Genomic DNA, 20,674 nt, shown 5'->3' on the forward strand with positions numbered 1-20,674 from the left:
AAAATACCGGATTAACAGCCAAAAAGGAAGAGTTTTATTCATGTGCTAATTAAACAGCGGTAATTAGACAATTAAGACAAATTAGCTTATGATTATCTATAACATCAAATCAGGTACTTTCCGAAATTATCATTCAGTTAATTTGAGACGAAATAATCTATATAACAAATTTTGGATATGCATAGATGAGAGAATATTGATGTGTGGGAAACTCAATTATTAAAAAAAAGAAGAATCATAATGGGAACCACAGTGGATACTGAAATGCTGTTTACCGATGCACTCAAAAACGACCGAGGTGATATTTTCTCCGATCATATGGCAACATCTTTCCGTATCTGGATGGAAGCAAAGGATGTGATGAGTGAAGAAGTTGTTACTATCTCTATGAATGAAAGTGTGGTATCGGCTGCAAAGCTGATGGCTGAAAATAACATTTCCTGTATCGTGGTTGTAAACAATGATATCGTTGCAGGCATTCTTACTGAAACAGACCTCCTTAGAAAGGTTGCCGGTCAGAATAAAGATTTCGATAAAGTAAGAATTTCAGAAATAATGTCTTCGCCGGTTATTGATATAGCTCCAGAGTTGCCTGTACTTGAGGTTAGCAGAATTTTGAACGAGAACGGCATCAAACGACTGCCGGTCATCGATAAAAATCAATTGGTTGGAATTATAACGCAGACGGATATGGTTCGTGTTATGACATTCTACGGCATGTGGAAAGACGTAGGAGAGATAATGAGCAGGGATGTGGCTGTGATACAGAAGGAAGGAACAGTCGCAGATGCTGCACATATTATGAACACCCGTAAATGTTCGTGCGTTGTGGTACTGTCGGGCAGCGATGTGGCGGGAATTATAACTGAAAAGGATATGATGAAAAAAGTGGTGGCGGTAAAAAAAGACCCCACCAACACAAGAGCAGAGGAGGTAATGTCTTGGCCGGTGATAAGCATACCTGCCGACCATTCGGCGTTTAGTTCGAGCAGAATGATGGAACAAAAGCGCATTCGCAGGATGGTAGTAATGGAAAACGAGCGATTGTGCGGCATTGTAACTCAAACGGATATTTTCAGAGCTATAAAAAAGAAGCTGCAAACCGATGAAGAAAAAAACATAAAGTCTTTGGACAATTCTATCCACAGCATTTACACCCTCGACACAGATGGGCAGATAACCTATGTCAACCAATCGTTCATGAAACTGTTTGATGTGGTGGATTGTAAAGAATTTATAAATCAACTTTTTTTGCCGGAACGATTCTGGGTTAATCCTGAAGACAGGGAACAATTTTTAAGTGAACTGAAAAGTGAGAAATTGGAACTCAAGGAGCTGACGCTTAAAACTTCCAAAGGTAACAAAATATACGTTACTATATTTAATATTATTACCAGAAATGTTCACGGCGACATTAATGGAAGTCAGGGAATAATTTACGATATTACTCCGCAAAAAGAATTATTAGCCCTCCGTAAAACGGAGGAAATGTTAATACAAGCCAAAGCCAAAGCCGAAGCTGCCAATGAAGCCAAAAGCCAGTTCATTGCCAATATGAGCCATGAGATTCGTACTCCGATGAACGCCATTATCGGATTCAGCGATTTTCTGGCAGATGAAAAAATGACTAAAGAACAAAAAGAATATATAAATCTAATCAGAGAATCCGGCCAGAATCTATTAAGGGTTATAAATGATATTCTGGACTTTACCAAAATTGAGGCAGACAAGCTTGACATAGAGATTATTGCCTGTTCGTTAAGTCATTTGCTCAATTCCATTGAATCAATGATGAGGTTAAAGGCAAACGAAAAAGGACTTGAATTCAAAGTTATTAAAAACGACGGCCTCCCTGACCAAATATGTACAGACCCGACACGCCTGCGACAATGCCTGATTAATCTTGTCGGCAACGCAATCAAATTCACGGAAAAAGGACACGTGTATGTAAGAGTTTCATTAGAAACCACAGGCAACAACTCGAACATCCGATTTGACGTTGAAGATACAGGTATAGGTATTTTAGAAGACAGCTGTAACAAAATATTTGAACCATTTACTCAAGCAGACGGCAGCACTACTCGCAAATTTGGCGGGACAGGTCTGGGATTAACTATTACAAAGCGGCTGGTAGGACTTCTGGGCGGTAAGCTTAATTTGACCAGCCAAGTGGGAACAGGTTCTGCATTTAGCATAGCGATACCTGTTGGTTTAGACGCAACAAAACAGCAGTTGCTTGAAACAAATAATATTGATTGTTATTGGGAAGATGAATTAAACAAAGTGGAGATAAAGAAGTTCTCCGGAAAGGCATTAGTTGCAGAAGATGTCAAAACCAATCAGATACTAATGAAGTTGCTGCTTGGAACAATGGGCATTGAGGTAACTATTGCAGAGAACGGAAACGAAGTGATTCAGAAAGCTCTTGCCGAAGAATTCGACCTGATATTTATGGACATTCTGATGCCGTATATGGACGGCTATGAAGCCCTGAAGGCTTTAAGGTCAGAGGGGGTGGTAACACCGATAATCGCCTTAACAGCTAATGCAATGACAGAAGATGTCAAAAAATGTGTAGAGGCCGGTTTTGATGATTATTTAGCCAAACCACTTGATCACTTCAAATTAATGAAAATAATCAATAAATACTTATTGTCAGAAGCCCCTGCTCAAATCGAAACCTTAAATTCTTCCCTATAGGGAAGAACTCATCATAGATTAAAAATTAACAATGCCGGCAACGGCTAAACGAACCCTGCCATATTCCTTTACAGGATTGAAATGATGGCAGGGCTAACAATTATTTGCCCATCTACCCATCGCTCACGCTCCGGGCTCGGATTGATTTATATTTTTGCACCATATTTGCCAGATTTTTCGGTATGCAAGTTCGAGCACTTGGGTAAATTTTTTTCTATCGCAAAGAATGCTCGCTGACATTCTCTGACGCATCGTCTGGCGAATTTTCGACAACGATTCCTGTTTTGCCGCCAATGCGCAGGCTTTATTAACATACTCATCGTGTTTTTGTGCGGCGAAAAATGTCATATCCAATCGACTGAACAAACTCAACGAAACACGGCTGCTGTGGCAGTCGCCGACAAGCGAAATAACAGGCACGCCCATCCATAACGCTTCGCATGTAGTCGTTGTGCCGTTGTACGGGAATGTGTCTAATCCGATATCTATCCTGTTATACAGTTCTAAATGCTCGGCAGGGGATTTGTGGCCGTGGATTTCAATTCTGTTTTTCTGCACGCCGAGCTTTTCAAATATTTCAAAATAATATTCCTGCATCGAGGTGTGCTGGCCGCCGCGGATTTTTAAAATCAATCGCGAATTCTCGACACGCTTTAGTATCTGCGACCATAACGACATAACTTCCAAATTAATTTTCTGATTTATGTTAAATGAGCCAAATGTGGTAAAACCGTTTTTTACGCACGGGCATTCGGCAAGCGGCGGCGCGAAGTCCGGCGGTCTGTAACACAAAAAACCGGTCGGCAGACAAATCTGGCTTTCAGTGTAATATTTGTGATTGTCCGGCGGGTCGGCAAGTTCGTCTGTGATTCGATAATCCATCTGCGAAAGGCCTGTCGTGTCGGGATAGCCGAGCCAGGTAACCTGAATCGGCGCAGGCTTTCGTGTAAAGGCCGCGAGTCTGCCGCCCGCGGTGTGGCCGGCGAGGTCAACGAGAATGTCAATTTTATCTCTGGCAATTGTGTCAGCGGCTTGCTGGTCTGTCAGGCCGTGAATATCCTTAAAGTTATCGAATTGCGGACGCATACGTTTTGTAACTCTGTCGGTTTCTTTCGAGTTATTATAGCCGAAGATTTCAAACGCACTGCGGTTATGACTTTCGAGAACAGGCTCAAAAAAATACGCGACGGAATGCTGATTAAAATTCGGCGAGACGTAACCTATGCGTAGTTTTCTGTCCGGTTCGGGAGTATTGGTGTGTTTGAGCGGAACATCCGACGTGAAATTTTTGCCCCATTTGATGTGTTCGTGAAATAGCGTTTGCGGGCTTATATCCGGCTTATAATGCAGTGAGTAGAGCAGTGTGTCGGCGGTTTCTGTGTCATCCTGCGCGATTTGGACGGCTTTTCGCAGCATTTCGATTCCCTCATTCGATTTGCCCAGCGAGATTAATTGGCCGCCGAGGATATTAAAAATTTTCGGGTCGCCGGGTTCGAGTTTTAATGCTTTTTCGGCATATTCAACGGCAGAGATGAAATTGCATCTTTCCTCTTCGATTCGACTCAACTCATAATACGCAAAGGAGTATTGGCCGAGTTCGAGAATTTTTTTGTTCAAGTTTTCCGCTCTGTCCAACTGTCGAATCTTGAACAGCAGGGTGGAAAAAATATAGAGCGATAAAGTTTTCGTGTTGGCATCCGGGATTGCGCAGACTTCTTCGACCGCGGTTTCGGTCAGCAGGTTTTCAGCTTTTTTGTTATCACCTGCGTTTACAGCGTTTTCCGCTTCGATTAAAAAATCGGGAATATTATCTGCCAAATTTTCGGCATTGTTCATAATCGTTCGGCGACGCTTTGAGCGTTAACTGTTTTTTTATCGTTCTGCTTTTGGCACCATGTCTGCCACATCTGCCGATACGCGTTTTCCATTCTCGCGGCGAATACGACTTTGTTGCAAAGCGCACTTGCCCGCAACCTGTCTCGCATTGTGTTTCTGATTTTGGCCAGCGAGTCCGGCTTCATTGCAAGCGCGACGGCTCTTGCGACGTACTGCTGCGGAGTCGGTGCGGCGAAAAATTCCATGCCGAGGTTTTTGAAAATGCTCAACCCTACTCTGGACATATGATTTTCGCCGACGAGCGATATCAGCGGTACGCCCATCAGCAGCGACTGGCAGGTGGTCGTCGTTCCGTTATACGGAAACGTATCGAGTGCAATATCTACCTTGTCATAGAGCATAAGGTCTGCCGGTGATTGCAGCCAACCTGAAATAGCTATGCGGTCTTTGGCGATGCCGGCCTGTTCAAATTGCTTCAAAAATATGTCGCGGATTTCATCGTCCTGACCTGATTTGAATTTCAACAGAAGATTCGAATTCGGAACCTGTTTTAGAATTTCAGCCCATAGTCCTATAATAAGCGGATTAATCTTACTGCTATTGTTGAAGCAGCCGAAAGTGATGTGCTTTGCCTCTATAAACGGCGCAGGTGCAACTAGCGGCTGGATTCCGCAGGGACTGTAGCAGAGGAAAATACCGGGGAGGTAAAATAATTTTTCGGAATAGTATTGTTCGCAGCCGGGCGGGTCGGCGATTGCATCGGTGATTCTGTAATCTATCTGGCTCATACCTGTTGTGTCAGGATAGCCCAGCCATGTTGCCTGAATCGGAGCGGGCTTGTATGCCATCGCGTACAGGCCCGTGTTGCCGGAATGGCCCGCCAAATCGACGAGGATGTCAATGCCGTCGCTTTCAATCAGCTCTGCTTTGGCTTTGTCGTCCAGTGGGCGGACATTTCTGTACTGGTCGAATTTGCTTTTGAGTCTTTCAGTTGTTTCGTCATGGTGAAAGACATTGCCGTAACCGAAAATTTCAAACTTATCGCGATTGTGTGCTTCGAGCAGCGGCTCAAAAAAATATGTTACTGAATGATTGCGAAAGTCCGGCGAGATATAACCGATTTTGAGTCTGCGGTTCGGGTCTGGGATATTGCGGTGTTGTTTTTTTGCCAGACGCGGAGGCATATTTCTCGATGCCCATCTGACGATATCGTTGAAAATTTCTGCACGCGGAAAATTTTGCAGATAATGGCTGTAAATAAAATAATTCGAATGTGCTATATCATGTTCCGGCCGCATTTTCATGACTTTTCGCAAAAGTTCTATCGCTTTTTCGGTTTGGCCGAGGCTTATCAGGTTACCTGCGAGATTTCCCCACAGAAAAGGTTCGTTCGGGGACATTTCGAGGGCTGTGTTCAAATAATGAATGGCTTTGTTGAGGCGTCCGGTTTTTTTGAAAATATCTGCCAACTCATTATAAACCGAAGAATGGTTATTAAATTTCAACAAATCTTCGAACATCTGTTCTGCACGGGCAATAATCTCGGCACTCTTCAGCAGCGAAGCGATTTTGAACATAGAAAAAACTTTTTCTGTGCCAATTAATCTTTCGAGTTCATTTTTGATGAACGTTTCGTCCAGAAGACGATTTGCCTTTTCCATATCGCCTGTTTCAATGGCATTTTCCGCGTCTTTGAGCCATTGCGGCATTAGTTTGGCCGCCCAGTCGTCGAACGACATTCCTTTGATTGGGTCGTTTTTTTTATTATTGCTGATTTTGAATTTTTGCTTCATTTTTTCTTGTGTCCAAATATAAACATATCATGAACAAAACAGCCTTGGAAAGTTTCAACAATTTCAAGCTGCGCGAGGCTGAAAAGTTGTTTGATATTTTTTTCATCATAGAGGAATATGTGTTCCGGCGGCTTAAACTGCGGCCATTGAGCATTTTCGTTGCGATAACACGGCGTTTGAAACATAAAGAATCCGTTGTCGTCGAGCAGGTCATATACTTTCTGCAAAGCTCTGACCGGCTGTTCAAAATGTTCGAGGACATCGAAGCCGGCGATTATGCCGAACTTGTTGATTGGGATGGTGATGTCTGGGAAAAGCCCGCTGACAACGCGGGGCAGTTTAAAATGCTCTCTGGCAAACTGACAGGTTTTTTCATCCGGTTCATTTCCGACAACGTTTTTCAGGCCTCGCTGCATACAGTAATGCAGAAAACCGCCGTGAGCGCAGCCGATTTCAAGCAGACGAGCAGGCACATCCTTATATTTTTGTATTATTTGAACCATCAGCTTAAACCATATTGGAATGCGGTCTTTCAAATCATTATCTACCCGCTGTTCAATTGGCGGCAATTTTTTAATACCGGCCTGGTCGTGCCAATACGTTTGGAAACCATAAAAATCTTTTAGCTGTTCATTGTTAAGTTGTTGTTTCAAAACAAAAGTATCGCAGTTTGCGCAGCGAAAATAAGCAGGATTGACGGAATCCTGAAGCGTTCCGCCGCCGCACCAGCATTTTTGAAGATTTTTGGCCGCTTCAACTGTCTGTGCTTTTTCCATAGCTTTTTCGAGAATCAACATAATTACTATCCTTAACTATGTACAGAGACTATGCTCGCAGGACAGAGTGCAAGAAATGTGCCAGTAGGTGAAAAAGGCTTTTTTTGCGGAAAATCGGTAACAGGTAAGGGGGGATGTAGTGATATTAAACGTTTTCTCGAACCAGACAGGAAAATTATAGTTTTGAGTCTTTAATTTTGAGTGACGTACTAAAAATGGTGTCGGTTGTCAGATTAAGAAGCAGGTTTGGCAGTGTGGAGTCGGTTGTTAGTCTAACAGATTCGGTGTTTTGGGTTAGTTTGCGATGGCTTTCCAACTCTGATTCAATTCCTCTAACAGTTTAATAACCTCTTCAAGTTTGGCGGTATTTCTTTGAATGTTGCCGTCGTGAATATTGCGAATCATAAATGTATATAAGGCTCTAAGGTTGTTCGCGATTTCGCCGCCGGTTTCCATATCCAAAACGGTATTAAGCTCGTTAATAATGTCCTCTACCTTATTGAGATACTTGCTTTTTGTCTCTTGGTTGCCTGCCTGCATTTCGAATATGGCATATTTCAGGAACTTAATCGCGCCTTCGTAAAGCATCACTACAATACGACCCTGGCTTTGTGTCGTAATTGAGTTCTCCTGATATGTTTCGATGCCCTTCATTATTCAGCACTCCGTTATTGCTTATTAAAATGTGTGATACCTTTAAATATGGGGGATGGCTTTTTATTAACCATCCCCCTGAAATTCAATCAAATCTGCTCTTAATTAGCTATTGAGCAGTGAAAGTGCCATTTGAGGCATTGAATTAGCCTGTGACAACATGGCGATGCCAGCTTGAGAAAGCACTTGTGTTCTGGTCAGCGTTGCCATTTCTGTCGCAACGTCAACGTCAGATATACGGCTTTCAGCAGACATCAAATTCTCTGCCTGAATATCAAGAATCGAAATCGTGCTTTCAAGACGGTTCATCTTGTAACCGAATGCTGCACGAGCCGCGTCTTTTACGGTAATCGCATTGCCAACCGAAGTCAAAGCTGACTGTGCGGCTGAAGCTGACAAAATGTTGATACCTGCACCAACTGCAACTGTGCCAAATGATGCAGACACATCTGAAGCTGTTGTAGCGTCTGAAGTAAGTACTATAGCACCGGTTGTGGTGACGTCCGTATTTGCGTTTGTTTGTCCTGTGATGGCGACGGAGTCGGCTGAATCTTCATTCGAATCGAGCTTGAGGTGGTAAGTTCCGCCAGTGGTGTCGTAGGTTGCCATCTGATAGTTCAGAGTCTGGCCGTCTGTGCCGTTACCAAGGTTCTGGCTTACGAGGTTAATCTTATCGATAACCTCCTGCAGAGTGTAGTCTGTAGTACCGTTGCTGCATGAGAAATAAACATCAACGGTCGTTTCTGACACATCCGTGGCAGGAGTGGTGTCAGTAAATGTAATGGAAATCTTTGCACCGTCAGAATAGGCATCAGTAGCAACAACACTTAAGTATGTAGTTGACAGAGCTGCGACGCCTGATGTTGCAGTGATTGTTGCGCCAACATTGCCAACAGCAATATTAAGACCGGTATCGGTTGTCATATCCTGTCGTTCGATTGTAATAGTGTCGGCAGTACCAACGTGAATTTCGATATCTTCAGCGCTGTCAGTTGTAGTTAACATTCTGATACCGTTAAACGATGTTGCACCGGCGACTCTGTCAATTTCGTCGGCCATTTCAGAAAATTCTGCGTTCATAATTGTTCTTTGTGCTGTCGAATACGAACCCGTAGCAGCCTGTTCAGCCAGCTCTTTCATACGGATAAGGTTCTCATCGATAACGCCCATAGCACCTTCCATCGTCTGTAACATACTAATACCGTCCTGTGCGTTACGTGCTCCCTGCTGAAGAACAGCAACGTCTGCACGAATCAATTCGCGAACGGCCAAACCTGCTGCATCGTCCTTAGCACTATTTATGCGAAGGCCAGATGCGAGTCTTTCAACACTTGTTGACAAGCTGTCATAAGCTTTTCCCAAGTGTCTGGCAGCATTACTTGCCATAATGTTGTTTTTAATCGCTAACATGGTTTTGCTCCTTAAAAATAAACGTTTACTTTTCAGGCCCTGTCAAGCCTTATTTCCTTAATGCGCTACAAGCACATCGCGGTAGTTATCTGATAAGTGCATTTTCGCTTACGAAATGAAAAACTTAAGGCCGGTTTTCAAGCTGGATAAGAAGAACAAGATAGGAGGGTAAAAAACGCGTCTTATAATACTGAAAATGCGGTTTTTACGGGGAGCAGGGAATAAAAAAAACTTATAAATTTTTATGGTCTTTTAATATTCCGCAAGAACATACTGATAATGATGTTACGAGGATTGAAATGGCAGAGAAAAAAGGAAAATTTTTAAAATTTTTACTTATTTTAACAAATTTGTGGTCCGATAAACGGTTTTTATTGAAGATTGTAGATTGAAGAATGAAGATTGGATAATTTGCCGTGGGCTTTTCGTAAATCTTCAATCTTCCCCCTCTGATTTTTGTTTTCAAGGAACAAAAATCCTTAATAACTCGGGGGTCTGCGACATTTTTCAATCTTAAATTCGTGCGTCGCACCAATTTTTCCACATTTGTCTGTAAGCGGCTTCGACTTCCTGTGCCATACGTTTGGCATCAAAAAGCGGACTGTTTTTCATCTTTTGTCGCAATGAAGTTCGCAATTCTGCCAGTTTTGCGGGATTTTGGGCAAGTTCAACGGCTTTAGCGATGTATTCCTCTCTTGTCGGCACGGCATATTCGCCCATATCGAGTCTGTTCAATATTGTCAGGCCGACCCTTCCGTTCATATGCGAACCGTACTTTGAAATGACAGGACAACCCATCCACATGGCATCACCGGTGGTTGTGCCGCCGTTTTCGGGGAAAGTATCGAATGTAATGTCAACATCGCTGTATTGTTTAATGTACTCATTGTACAATTTTCGCCCGCTAAACCTGATACGTTGGCGAGAAACACCGAAATCTTCAAATTTTTTAAAATAAGATTCCTGGATGGCTTTGTCATCGCCGGCGGTAAAACCGATAAAAAGTTTTGAGTTCGGAACTGATTTTACAATTTGTGCCCACGTTTTAAACAACAGGTCATTAAATCTCATATTATTGGAAAACACTCCAAATGTAATATAACCGTTTTTAACGCTCGGCGGCGGCAGGATTTCATATTCTGTGCGGTGGGTATAAAAACAGACACCGCCCGGCAGATAAGCGAATTTTTCAGTGTAATATTTCTGCGTTTCCGGCGGATTTAGCAGTTCATCGGTAATAATATAATCCATCTGCGACATTCCTGTTGTGTCGAAATAACCGAGATATGTAACCTGAACAGGAGCTGGTTTGCGTGCCATCATAATCAGCCTATGGCCGGCGGTGTGGCCGGCAAGATCAACCAAAATGTCAATTTTGTCATCTCTAATAAGCCGGGCAAGCGAATCGTCATTAACTTTAAAAACATCTCTATAACAATCAAACTTTTCCCTCAATTTTACAGTCAAATCGTCCGGCTGTTCCACGTTTCCATAGCCGAATATCTGCATAATATCGCGGTTGTGTGCATTGATAAGCACTTCAAATATCGCGCCAACCGGATGCCTTTTAAAATCAGGTGAAAGGTAACCAATACGGAGTTTGCGATTCGGGTCTGGATCGTTTGTGTGGTTCATATTGGCCATAGACGGCGGCGTATGTTTCGCACCCCATTGCTTGTGCGCATCTGAAATAGTCTGTAATTCCGCATCCGGCAGCAGATGCAGATGGTAAAGATATGTCGAATGTGTCTTGTCGTCAATTTGAGCCTTGTTGATGGCAGCCTGCAAAAGCTGTGAGCCTTCCTGAATTTCGCCGGATTTCATCAGAGCCGTAGCAAGACCGCTCTTGAGCTTTTCGTTATTTGGCTCTATCTGCAGACCCTTGCGAAAATGCGAAGCAGCCTGCGACATACGATCGGTTTTTACGCAAATCCAGCCGAGCCTGTCGTAAGTATGAACGTGAGGTATAATCTTTACGATTTTTTCATAATTTTTTTCGGCCTTTTCAAATTCTCTTATACCTTCAAAAAATACGCCGAGTTCAAATACGTAATCCAGTTTTGTCGGATTTTCTTTTATTAATTCCTCCAGAACTTCAGCGGCCTTTTCGCTATGTCCCTGTTTACGCATAGTATCTAATACCGCGCGAATGCCGGCCGCGTCTTTTTGGCGTTTGAGAGCTTTGCACATAATCGTCGCCGCTTCATCTGTCCGGTTGAGTTTTTTCAGCACTTTGGCCATACTGTCAATTATATTTGGAGCGTCAGGATTGTAGTCATACGCTTTTTGCAGCCATTTGAGAGCTTCTTCGTATTCGCATTTGGCGCGATATACATCGCCTATGCCGCAGTATGCTACGAAGCGGTTGTGTTCGATATTTTTCTTGAATATTTCAATTGCCTGGTCGTGGCAGCCTTTGTTTATGGCTGAAATGGCGTCGAGCAGAAATTGCGGCGGGCCGGCTTTTGGTGTTTTGGCAGTATTATTTGGCATATTCAATCCTTTGATATTTTGAGTACAATGGTATAAAGATAAACTTGAAAATTCAAGTTTTTTACAAATTAAACATTGAGAGGCAATAAAAAGATTATACAATTAAAGAATAATCGGAATTTGACGGGGCAATACTTGTCTGTAAATGGTAACAATATCGGCGATGACAAAGAGCTTGACCGTGCGTTTGCGTTATTCAAGGACGGAAACATTCGGCAGGCGGGGGAAATTTGTCGGGGCATTCTTGAAAAGACTCCCGCGCAAATCGACGCACTGCAATTACTCGGAGTAATTTACGGCAAAGAGGCCAAATACGCTGAATCGGCGGAATTGCTCGAAAAGGTAATCGAACTGCGGCCTGATTTGCCGAAAGTTTATAACAATCTCGGCTTTGCGCTGATGAAGCTTGGAAATCTTGAAAAGGCCGAAGCGGCTTTCGAAAAAGCAGTGTCTTTGCAGACCGATTTCAAACAGGCATACAACAACCTAGGGCTGGTTTCAAAAAAGCTCGGAAATTTTGCACAGGCAGAAATTGCGTTTGATAAAACTCTCCAAATCGACCCGAACTACGCAGAGGTGATAGCAAATCTCGGTATGACTTTTCTTGCACAGGGAAAATGCGAACAGGCGGCCGAATATCTTCGCAAAGCGATTAAGCTAATGCCGAAATTCGCGGAGTTTTATAATAATCTCGGCACGGCTGTAATGGAGCTTGAGCAGTTCGACGAGGCGCTGGCGGCGTTTGGAAAGGCGATTGAAATTGAGCCGCAGCTTGCGCAGCCGCATCATAATCGTGCGCTTGTAATGCTGCTGCTCGGACAATTTGAGCAGGGCTGGAAAGAATATGAATGGCGGTGGATGAACAGCGGATTTTCTACTCCGCATCGGCCGTTTATGCAGAAGCGATGGGATGGTTCTGTTGAAGGCGTTGGAAAACTGCTTGTCTGGGGTGAGCAGGGCATCGGCGACGAAGTGCAGTTCTCTTCATTCATCCCGCTTATAACAGCAAAAGGAATAAATGTAATCGTAGAATGCGATAAGCGGCTTGTGTCTATACTGCAAAGAAGTTTGCCGAATGTTGCTGTCTTTGCGCGAAGTGATGTGCCCGCTAAAGAGCTTGACGACGATTCGATTACACATCAGATACCGGTCTGTTCACTGCCGCAGGTTTTAGGTTGGCCGGTGAATTTACAGCCGCATATTCTGCCGGACGAAAATTTGCGCAAACAATTACGCGACAAATATAAGGCCGGCAAAGATATTTTGCTTGCAGGTATCAGTTGGCGGAGCGGCAACAGTCAGGAAGGTGCAAAACGCTCAATCGATTTGGAATTGTGGGAGCCGATTTTTAAAATCGCAGGCGTGAAATTTGTTAGTCTGCAATATGGTCAGTGTCAAAAACAAATTCAGCAGGCAAATCAGAAATTCGGAATTGAAATAATAAAAGATGAAAACGTAAATCCATTGACAGACCTCGAAGGTTTTTGCGCACAGACCGCGGCGATGGATATTGTAATTTCAGTTGATAATTCGACGGTGCATTTCGCCGGTGTTATGGGGACGCGAGTCTGGACAATGCTTGCGACAGTGCCGGACTGGAGATGGGGGTTACAAGGCGAAACGACTTGTTGGTATCCGTCGATGAAATTGTTCAGGCAGCATAAGCGGGGCGATTGGCGGCCGGTGATTGCGAAAGTCGCAACAGAGTTGAAAAACAAAAATCAAAAATAAAATATCAAAATTATTGAACGGCCTCGGCCGGACTGTTTAAATAAAAATCCATTCCGATTTATCGGGATTCCGCAATTTTGATTTTTGCTTTTTGATATTATCTTAAATGTTGTGGGAGTTCGATGCCGTAATTTCCATACATTCTTTGCAGCACTCTTTTTTGCAGATACTGAATTTTCGGCGACGACCATTCATTGTATCGTTTGTAAAGTATTTCAAGATTTATTAATCTTCTTTGCTTGTTCGAGCCGGTTTGAGAAATGTCATCGATTTTTTCGTGGAACTCCGATGTTATTTTCGCGATGTGCGCGAAATCAAACCAATGTGAAAGGCGAATCCACAAGTCGTGGTCTTCGTGCGTCGCCAGCGATTCGTCGAAATAACCGGTTTTGTCGAAACATGCCTTTTCGTGCATTATAGACTGAATGGCGATGTAGCTTGCGACCAGAAAATAATCACGATTGAAATCCTGCGATTGAAAAATTTCTTTGGAGATAGTAATGTATTTGTCGCCTTGCTTTTCCTGCAGGATGCGATATGAGTCGGTATATGCGACTTTGTATTCGGATGTTTGCAGAAAATTTGTCAGCGTCTCAATGTGTTCGGGATAAATTATATCATCATCATCAAGGTATGTAATGTATTTTCCCTCTGTGCAGGAAATAGCGGTATTGCGGGCAGCAGCGGGACCCTTGCTGTTTTGACAAACGTATTTTATCTCAAGTTTTTTTGACGCGGTGTCGATTATGTGTCGAACTTCACAGCCCCCATCGTTGACCACAATAACTTCCAAATCTTTGTACGTCTGTGTGGCGATACTATTTAACGCCCGTGCCAGAGTGTCCGGCCGGTTGTGAGTCGGAATAATTATTGAAACTGCTTTTGTCATTCAGATATTTTAATGAGGTTGTACTTGAGCATCCACAAAATATAATACATCGCAATCGCATCAGAGATATCAGCGTTTTCTTTTAAAACTTTAATAAATTGCGAAACGGCTATAGTCCGGCTGTAAATTATCTTAAGGGCTGTTATAACAAGATTTGGAATAATAACGCTTGCACTGACGTCAGAATACGCAAGAGGTGGTTTGCCTGAAATAAGTATTTCACGGCCGTATATACTTATGGAAATTTTACAGTCTTCCGAAACCATCTCTGACGGATAATGCGAAAATACCTTCCAGTAATCAAGTTCAAACGGATTTTCTCTCTTGTCAATTTCGCCTTTATAACTTTTTGCTTCCTTGGACAACTCATCCCATAAACAGCAGTATTGGCGGATAACGTGCGGCCATAAATATTGCCGCAGCGCCTTTGCCCTTGCTCTTTTGCCCATCGCATCACATTTTTCAGGATTGTCGAGCAGGTTCTGCAGCGTCTCGAATATTTTTTCCTGGTCAACGGCGACAGACTGGCTAAGCATCAGTTGCAGCGTGGCGAAATTCATAATTTCTGAAACGCCGTGGAGATGGCCTGTTATGTTTGCCCAATACGTCGGGATTTTTATGCCTGTCAGGTTCTGGTCAACTATTTCCGAATAGCCATCGAAATCTGAAACGACGACGGCACATTCGTGAGCCATCGCCTCGACTACGGAAATGCCGAAAGTCTCCTGGAAATTATCGACCGGAGAAGCATAAACATTAGCCGCTCTGTAAAGATGAGTTTTTAAATTGTTCTCAAAATTAAGAAACAATTTCGTATTGGCCTCAAGCTCGTATTCGGCTAAAAGACTATTAAGGAATTGCTGTGCCTGTTTGTCGCATCCGCCGGCAATCATAAGATTAATTTTTTTGTCCGCGTTCTTTTTTATGAGTCGTCTGACAGTATTCAAAAACGGAATTATGTCCATTTTGTTGTCGGTTTCGATTCTGCCGAGAATGAGAATCGCGAACGCGTCTTCGTCAATGCCGAGCAGTTTTCTGCTTTCGCTGCGTTTTGGGATGTCTCTGAATTTATCGTCAATGCCAAGAGGAATAATATCCAGCCTGCCGTTGTATTTCACATTTTTTTGTTCGAAATTATTTTCCGCAGCCATAAACAATTTCTGCATAACTTTTTTGCCGCAGTTACTTGTGCAGACAATCGAATCGAACGGCATCACAGGTGCAGCGCAGACTTTGAGCGCGTGATACGTTGCTTCTTTTGCGTTTAATGAGTGCGTAACGCCTGTTATGGGGAAGAGACTTTTAGCGTAAAGGTTGCGGATGTGAGCAAAGCCGGGATAAAAAAAGCCCCAGCCGCCAAGATGAAAAACATCGTATTTTTTTTTCTCTAATGAATTTTTTAACGATGAGATATGGTAAATTTTGATTCTGTCTTTGTTATTCTGACTTATGTATTCATCTTTAAAAATTCTATCCTGCGTCAATCGGCAATTAGCGTACGTAGGGCAAAAGATGTGATATTCGTTAAAGTCGGAAAATTTGAACAGGGCATTAAAGAATTCATAATTCGCCACGAGCCTGCCGATTTTGAAAGAAGACTCTGACGTTTCTATAAACGGCTGAACTGTACCAAAAACTTTCATTGCCGTATTATAATCCTTTTTCAACGCTATACCAGCATATTTACCGAATCTTCACTATAGTGCATATCCGGTGTGGAATACGGGTTATAACTTTCTGTGCCTTTGGACCCCCACCGACTGTAGATGTTCCCGCCGGTGTTGTTTTGCTGGTTGGATGAATTTTGCTGCCAAGACCAGTTGTTTTGTCCCGCTGATGAATGATCTTTCATATCCTGATGCTCCTGCTGGTTAGCCAAAACAACTTCTATTTTCTTTATGTCAACTCCGCCATCCTTGAGATTCTGAATTATTTCAGGAAGCGATTGCTGAATTTCATATCTTGTGTGCGGTTTATCGACTGAAAGTACGCCGGTAAGACCTGTGCTGTCTTCTGTAAATTTTATCTCGACTTTGCCAAGCTCCGGAGGATTGAGCTGAATAACAATTTCCCTGTTATCCGCGCTTAATGAAGATTGGATATTGTACTGAATCTGGCCGGCAACGCTTGTCGTCGAATCGGCGTTGTTTAGTTTGTGAGTGTTTTCAGCGACCGAAGATGTTTTGAAAATTTGTGAATCATCTGTAACCAAAGATTGCAGGCTTGTCAGTATTGAGTCGCTGTTGTTTGAATCCGATGTCTTGGCCTCAATAGTGCTGTCCTGTATATCCGGCGACTGCTGCGAGGAGTTTTTATCCGGCTCGACGGATTTTACAGAGAAATCGTCTGGGCTGAATTTGTCATCGCTGACTGAATCGGAAGATATGGAATTCGTATTATTGTTTTTCGCACTGTCCGGAATCGTGTTTTGAATCTCGCTTAAAATGTCCTTCAGTGTAGTATCTGATTCGACATCAATATTAATATCGCTATCACTATCGTCCTTTGAATCTATTTCACCGCTGAAAGCCTGCTGATTTTGAACGGTAGCTGCAACAACCGGAATTTCAAGTTCCGGCATTTCCACATTTGTCAAATCCTGACTGCCTGCCAGTTCTTCGATGGTAAGCTGTGGTTTTGTGTCTTCGCTTTCTTCAGTTTGAGTTTGGTCGGAAATATCGGTCAGATTTTCAACTGCGGTTGATGTTAGTTCTATTTCGTTTTTATTTTCGCTTTCGCAGACTGCGGTTTCATCAGTTACCGCTGTTTGCAGATTGTCTGAAATTATTTCGCTAATCGACTGTTCAGTTGCTTGCGTTTGCTCATCAGTCGGAGCAGCAATTTCCTGAATGTTCGTTTTTGAAACTGTTTGGGAAACGGCCGGGGTTTGAACAATATCGGCTGTTATTCGGACAGAATCGTCTGTCGTTGCGAGTTGTTCTTCCGGAACTACATCTGTGTTGGTATCGATATTGATATTTTGGGCAACGGGAATGGCCAGCAATTCCTGTGGTACAGCAGAATTTTCTGTGTTTTCTGTATTCTCGTCTTTTTCCTGCTGATTATCATCCGCGTCATTTTTTTTGGATGTTTTTTTCGGCTCTGTTTTCTTCGCCAAGGTTGCACTGAAATCATTAGCCGATTCATCGACCGATTTTTTCTGTGCCAAAGCTTGAGTGCTGCCGTCCAGTTCAGATGCGAAAGGTGATGATTTGTCTTCGGCCTGGCCGGCGGTTTGCGTTTTTTTGGAAGCTGCAGACTGCTTGGCCGCTGTGCCGGTGTTCGCGAACAAATTGTTAGCTAAAGATATAGTCATACACCCGATATTTAGCAATTAATGTGCCAGAATTGTCTTTTAATAACATTGTATTGTAAGGTGTTGAATAATAACGACTTATATTTGTAGAAAAATATATATAAATTTTAAAAAATTAGATATCAGGTGTTAAACGGCAAAGATGTCGCTATGGATAGGAAAAATCTTCCGGTTCGCACCGCAAACAGACACAAAAAATGAGTGTATAAGATTCGGACAGTGTTAAGACATCCTGGGGGGGTGGGGTGAATAAGGGAAGTGGGTTTTTGGTGTAAAAAGGCGGTTTTTGCGATGAGCAAACCATCTTTTTGCTACTTGGCACAATTATTGCTCCGTTGAACTTAAAATAGTCTGTTTATAGTCTGTTTATGGAATAGTATATGTCAAAAATAAATGAAATATTCGATGTAATCGGGGCCGGCATTAACGCTGAAGCCCTGCGTCAGAAGACTATTGCCAACAATGTCGCTAATCTTCAAACGCCGGGCTATCGCAGATTAGATGTCAAATTTCAGGATGTTTTGGCGAAAGCCCTTGAATCAAAAGATGAAAATATCGATTTGAACGAGGTTTCGCCGGAGGTTTTTCAGGCGAATGAAACGCCGGTGAAATCCAACGGCAACGATGTGAATCTCGAAATGGAAGTCGGTCAGATGGTAAAAAACAGCCTTCGTTACAAGGCACTCGTGATGATGCTTGATAAAAAATACCAGCAAATCGACCAGGCAATGAATGTAACGTAGTTAGACTGAAAGGCGAAACAAATGAGTGTTAATTCAATAGGCCCGATAGATATAGCGATTTCCGGTATGCGGGCGCAGGGCAAAAATATTGAAGTGCTCTCCTCGAACGTCGCCAACGCTCAATCTACCGATGACGGCAGCGGTCAGCCTTATCGCAGGCTCGAAACAATGCTCAAAACGGACAACGACGGTCTGGACGGCGTAACAATGGAAGATATTGTCGGCGATATGTCGGAGTTTCCGACCGTTTTCAAGCCGGGACATCCGAACGCAGATGAAAGCGGCTATGTAAAAATGCCGAACGTTGACCTGCCGAAGGAAATGATGAATTTGAATCTCGCGGCAAGGGCTTATCAGGCCAATACCGCTGTTTTAAAACGTTATCAGGCGATGGTCGAAACAACGCTTGAATTATTAAGATGAGGTGAAAAATGATAAATTTTAATCCTAACGTAAGTTCCTCAATGCCGGTTGGAATGGGTTCCGGCGGTCAGGCAAGCGCCAAGCCGCAGGGAAATTCCGATTTTGCCGACGCAATCAATGCCGTCGAGAAAAATATATCCAAAGTCGATGACGCGCAGCATTCTTCCGACGTGTCGATACAGGATTTATTGACCGGCAAAAACGAGGACATCAATATGGTAGTAACCGAAGTGGCAAAAGCGGATATGAGCTTCAAACTTCTTGTCGGCGTCAGGAACAAATTGATTGAGGCCTACAAACAAACAATGAATATGCCAATATAGTCGGGAAGATTTCAAGACTTGCATTGACGAAAGGTTTAAATGGACTTTTTCCAGAAGTTAAGAGTGATATGGCAGAATGTAAGCTTCGTGCAGAGAGTACTGCTCCTGTCGATAGCTATCGCATTTGTGCTCGTCAGCGTGGTTTTGACACATTGGGCACGCACGCCTGATTTTACCGTGTTATATTCAGGTTTGGATGCAGAAGAAGCGTCCAAAATCGTTGAGAAGATTGCCGAGAAGGGCATCTCGTACAACCTCGCAAACGGCGGCACAACGATATACGCACCGAAAGCAAACATCGCGCAGCTCCGCCTTGATATGGCAAAAGACGGTCTCCCGCAGGGCGGTCAAAAAGGTTACGGAATATTCGATGACGAGAAAATCGGTATCAGCCCATTCGTGCAGAATGTAAATCTCAACCGCGCCCTTCAGGATGAACTTGCAAAAAGCATACAAATGATTGACGGCGTTGTTCACGTAAGAGTGCACATTGTAACGCCCGAACACAACGTATTCAACGCATCGGCAATGCAGCCCAGCGCATCTGTCGTTCTGCGATTGAGAGCGGGTTATAAATTGAGCAACGTAAATGTCGCGGCGATAACACACCTTGTCGCCGGCAGCGTCGAAGGACTTAAAGCCGAAAGCATTACAATCGTTGACAGTCAGGGAAGACTGCTGTCAACAGACTCCGGCAGTGCCATCAGCGCGGGCGTTGGAACAGTTGTCGATTACAGGGAAAGAGTCGAACAGAGTCTGTCGGGCAAAGTTGAAGAAATGCTTGCGACAGTTCTCGGACACGGCAGAGCTTCGGTAAAAGTCAGCGTAGATTTGGATATGAACAGTACAAGTCTTACAACAAAATCCTACGATGCGACCGGCGTGACTGTAAAAGAAGAGATTACGGAAAAATCCAAAACAGCTCCCGCTGCCGCAAGCGCTGAAGGCGCACCGGTTGCCGCGGGCGGTAAGGAAACCGACAACACGATTACTACCAATAAACTTTTCGGCGAAAAAACTCAAACGGTAAACGAACTGCCCGGCACGATAAAATCAATTTCTGTCGCGGCGTTCGTGGATTTGTACCCGTCTGACCCAAATAACAAAGAATTAATTATACCCGAAGCCAGCGTGATGGAGATTATTAAAAACGCGATTGGTATTAAAGACGATTCAGCAATCAAAGTTGTAAACGCCAGATTTTATAAGCCGGTGATAGCGGCAGTCGAAGAGCCGAAAAAACTCGACCTCGTCGCGATAGCCGGTCAGGCGTCGCTTGGCATTATGGCGATTTGTGCACTGGTGGTCTTAAAGATGTTCAGCGGAGCAAATAAAAAGGCCGGCGCTGCGGTCGCCGCTGTGGCTCAAATGCCTGCGGGAATGCAGCTTCCCGGCGGCGGGGCGGCAGGTATGCTTCCGGCTTCGGTTGAAATCAATGACCCATCAATGCTGCGAAAGCAGATTGCAAATAGCTTAAGAAGCAACCCTGAACAGGCAAAACAATTATTCTCAAGCTGGATTGAAGAAAAAGCGAACTAAATAAAAATAAAATATCAGAAATAAAATTTTTGTATGATCAAAATAAAT

The 20,674-nt window shown here is 43.4% G+C and carries 15 protein-coding genes; 6 read left to right on the forward strand and 9 right to left on the reverse strand.

All coding sequences use genetic code 11. The features are described from left to right. Positions 1–240: 240 nt before the first annotated feature. Entirely contained in the window at positions 241–2,700 is a 2,460-nt protein-coding gene (locus LLF92_01145) for a CBS domain-containing protein (GenBank protein MCE5339718.1), read from the forward strand. 123 nt (positions 2,701–2,823) lie between these two features. On the opposite strand, the gene LLF92_01150 is transcribed toward LLF92_01145, so the two are convergent. The 6 genes from LLF92_01150 to LLF92_01175 all read right to left on the reverse strand — a co-directional run bounded on the left by LLF92_01150 (position 2,824) and on the right by LLF92_01175 (position 11,662). Continuing rightward, positions 2,824–4,536 carry a hypothetical protein gene (locus LLF92_01150; GenBank protein ID MCE5339719.1) on the reverse strand — a complete coding sequence of 571 codons (1,713 nt, stop codon included), beginning with the start codon at positions 4,534–4,536 and terminating at the stop codon, positions 2,824–2,826. Next, on the reverse strand, positions 4,533–6,329 hold the full coding sequence (locus tag LLF92_01155; GenBank protein ID MCE5339720.1) for a tetratricopeptide repeat protein: 1,797 nt from the start codon (positions 6,327–6,329) through the stop codon (positions 4,533–4,535). The genes LLF92_01150 and LLF92_01155 overlap by 4 nt, the downstream gene beginning before the upstream one ends. Beyond that, positions 6,326–7,126, reverse strand: coding sequence for a class I SAM-dependent methyltransferase (locus tag LLF92_01160; protein ID MCE5339721.1), 801 nt, complete (start codon positions 7,124–7,126; stop codon positions 6,326–6,328). Before LLF92_01160 ends, LLF92_01155 begins: the two co-directional genes overlap by 4 nt. Before the next feature lie 273 nt (positions 7,127–7,399). After that, a complete protein-coding gene (gene fliS, locus LLF92_01165; GenBank protein ID MCE5339722.1) occupies positions 7,400–7,759 on the reverse strand; it encodes a flagellar export chaperone FliS in 360 nt (119 codons plus the stop codon). A 105-nt stretch (positions 7,760–7,864) separates the two neighbouring features. Beyond that, a complete protein-coding gene (locus tag LLF92_01170) occupies positions 7,865–9,169 on the reverse strand; it encodes a hypothetical protein (GenBank protein ID MCE5339723.1) in 1,305 nt (434 codons plus the stop codon). A gap of 513 nt (positions 9,170–9,682) precedes the next feature. After that, positions 9,683–11,662: a tetratricopeptide repeat protein gene (locus tag LLF92_01175; GenBank protein ID MCE5339724.1), complete on the reverse strand. Its 1,980-nt coding sequence runs from the start codon at positions 11,660–11,662 to the stop codon at positions 9,683–9,685. Positions 11,663–11,797: 135 nt separating this feature from the next. On the opposite strand from LLF92_01175, the gene LLF92_01180 reads away from it, so the two are divergent. After that, positions 11,798–13,393 carry a tetratricopeptide repeat protein gene (locus LLF92_01180; GenBank protein ID MCE5339725.1) on the forward strand — a complete coding sequence of 532 codons (1,596 nt, stop codon included), beginning with the start codon at positions 11,798–11,800 and terminating at the stop codon, positions 13,391–13,393. A gap of 97 nt (positions 13,394–13,490) precedes the next feature. Here the strand turns inward: LLF92_01180 and LLF92_01185 are convergent, their stop codons facing one another. Genes LLF92_01185 through LLF92_01195 form a run of 3 tightly spaced genes read right to left on the reverse strand, consistent with a single transcriptional unit; the run spans position 13,491 to position 17,598 of the window. Next, positions 13,491–14,282: a glycosyltransferase family 2 protein gene (locus LLF92_01185; protein ID MCE5339726.1), complete on the reverse strand. Its 792-nt coding sequence runs from the start codon at positions 14,280–14,282 to the stop codon at positions 13,491–13,493. After that, positions 14,279–15,925, reverse strand: coding sequence for a glycosyltransferase family 4 protein (locus LLF92_01190; GenBank protein MCE5339727.1), 1,647 nt, complete (start codon positions 15,923–15,925; stop codon positions 14,279–14,281). The genes LLF92_01185 and LLF92_01190 overlap by 4 nt, the downstream gene beginning before the upstream one ends. A 26-nt stretch (positions 15,926–15,951) precedes the next feature. Next, positions 15,952–17,598 (reverse strand): flagellar hook-length control protein FliK, encoded by a 1,647-nt coding sequence (locus tag LLF92_01195; GenBank protein ID MCE5339728.1) that lies wholly within the window; start codon positions 17,596–17,598, stop codon positions 15,952–15,954. A gap of 380 nt (positions 17,599–17,978) precedes the next feature. Here LLF92_01195 and flgB point away from each other — a divergent pair, with 380 nt between their 5' ends. The 4 genes from flgB to fliF are packed head-to-tail and all read left to right on the forward strand — an operon-like array spanning position 17,979 to position 20,626. Then, complete coding sequence (gene flgB, locus LLF92_01200; GenBank protein MCE5339729.1) at positions 17,979–18,341, forward strand: flagellar basal body rod protein FlgB; 363 nt, start codon at positions 17,979–17,981, stop codon at positions 18,339–18,341. A gap of 21 nt (positions 18,342–18,362) precedes the next feature. Next, positions 18,363–18,764 (forward strand): flagellar basal body rod protein FlgC, encoded by a 402-nt coding sequence (flgC, locus tag LLF92_01205; protein ID MCE5339730.1) that lies wholly within the window; start codon positions 18,363–18,365, stop codon positions 18,762–18,764. Between the two features lie 8 nt (positions 18,765–18,772). Continuing rightward, the gene (fliE, locus tag LLF92_01210; protein MCE5339731.1) at positions 18,773–19,087 is read left to right on the forward strand and encodes a flagellar hook-basal body complex protein FliE; all 315 of its coding nucleotides are present in this window, start codon (positions 18,773–18,775) and stop codon (positions 19,085–19,087) included. 39 nt (positions 19,088–19,126) lie between these two features. Further along, the gene (fliF, locus tag LLF92_01215) at positions 19,127–20,626 is read left to right on the forward strand and encodes a flagellar M-ring protein FliF (GenBank protein ID MCE5339732.1); all 1,500 of its coding nucleotides are present in this window, start codon (positions 19,127–19,129) and stop codon (positions 20,624–20,626) included. The last annotated feature ends 48 nt before the right edge of the window (positions 20,627–20,674 follow it).

It is taken from the genome of Planctomycetaceae bacterium (assembly GCA_021371795.1).
Lineage (GTDB): Bacteria > Planctomycetota > Phycisphaerae > Sedimentisphaerales > UBA12454 > UBA12454.

What these genes read in the sequence shown, in the direction of transcription:
- LLF92_01145 (MCE5339718.1), top strand. Translation starts at nt 241, where the DNA reads ATGGGAACCACAGTGGATACTGAAATGCTGTTTACCGATGCACTCAAA.
- LLF92_01150 (MCE5339719.1), bottom strand. Translation starts at nt 4,536, where the DNA reads ATGAACAATGCCGAAAATTTGGCAGATAATATTCCCGATTTTTTAATC.
- LLF92_01155 (MCE5339720.1), bottom strand. Translation starts at nt 6,329, where the DNA reads ATGAAGCAAAAATTCAAAATCAGCAATAATAAAAAAAACGACCCAATC.
- LLF92_01160 (MCE5339721.1), bottom strand. Translation starts at nt 7,126, where the DNA reads ATGTTGATTCTCGAAAAAGCTATGGAAAAAGCACAGACAGTTGAAGCG.
- fliS (MCE5339722.1), bottom strand. Translation starts at nt 7,759, where the DNA reads ATGAAGGGCATCGAAACATATCAGGAGAACTCAATTACGACACAAAGC.
- LLF92_01170 (MCE5339723.1), bottom strand. Translation starts at nt 9,169, where the DNA reads ATGTTAGCGATTAAAAACAACATTATGGCAAGTAATGCTGCCAGACAC.
- LLF92_01175 (MCE5339724.1), bottom strand. Translation starts at nt 11,662, where the DNA reads ATGCCAAATAATACTGCCAAAACACCAAAAGCCGGCCCGCCGCAATTT.
- LLF92_01185 (MCE5339726.1), bottom strand. Translation starts at nt 14,282, where the DNA reads ATGACAAAAGCAGTTTCAATAATTATTCCGACTCACAACCGGCCGGAC.
- LLF92_01190 (MCE5339727.1), bottom strand. Translation starts at nt 15,925, where the DNA reads ATGAAAGTTTTTGGTACAGTTCAGCCGTTTATAGAAACGTCAGAGTCT.
- LLF92_01195 (MCE5339728.1), bottom strand. Translation starts at nt 17,598, where the DNA reads ATGACTATATCTTTAGCTAACAATTTGTTCGCGAACACCGGCACAGCG.
- flgB (MCE5339729.1), top strand. Translation starts at nt 17,979, where the DNA reads ATGTCAAAAATAAATGAAATATTCGATGTAATCGGGGCCGGCATTAAC.
- flgC (MCE5339730.1), top strand. Translation starts at nt 18,363, where the DNA reads ATGAGTGTTAATTCAATAGGCCCGATAGATATAGCGATTTCCGGTATG.
- fliE (MCE5339731.1), top strand. Translation starts at nt 18,773, where the DNA reads ATGATAAATTTTAATCCTAACGTAAGTTCCTCAATGCCGGTTGGAATG.
- fliF (MCE5339732.1), top strand. Translation starts at nt 19,127, where the DNA reads ATGGACTTTTTCCAGAAGTTAAGAGTGATATGGCAGAATGTAAGCTTC.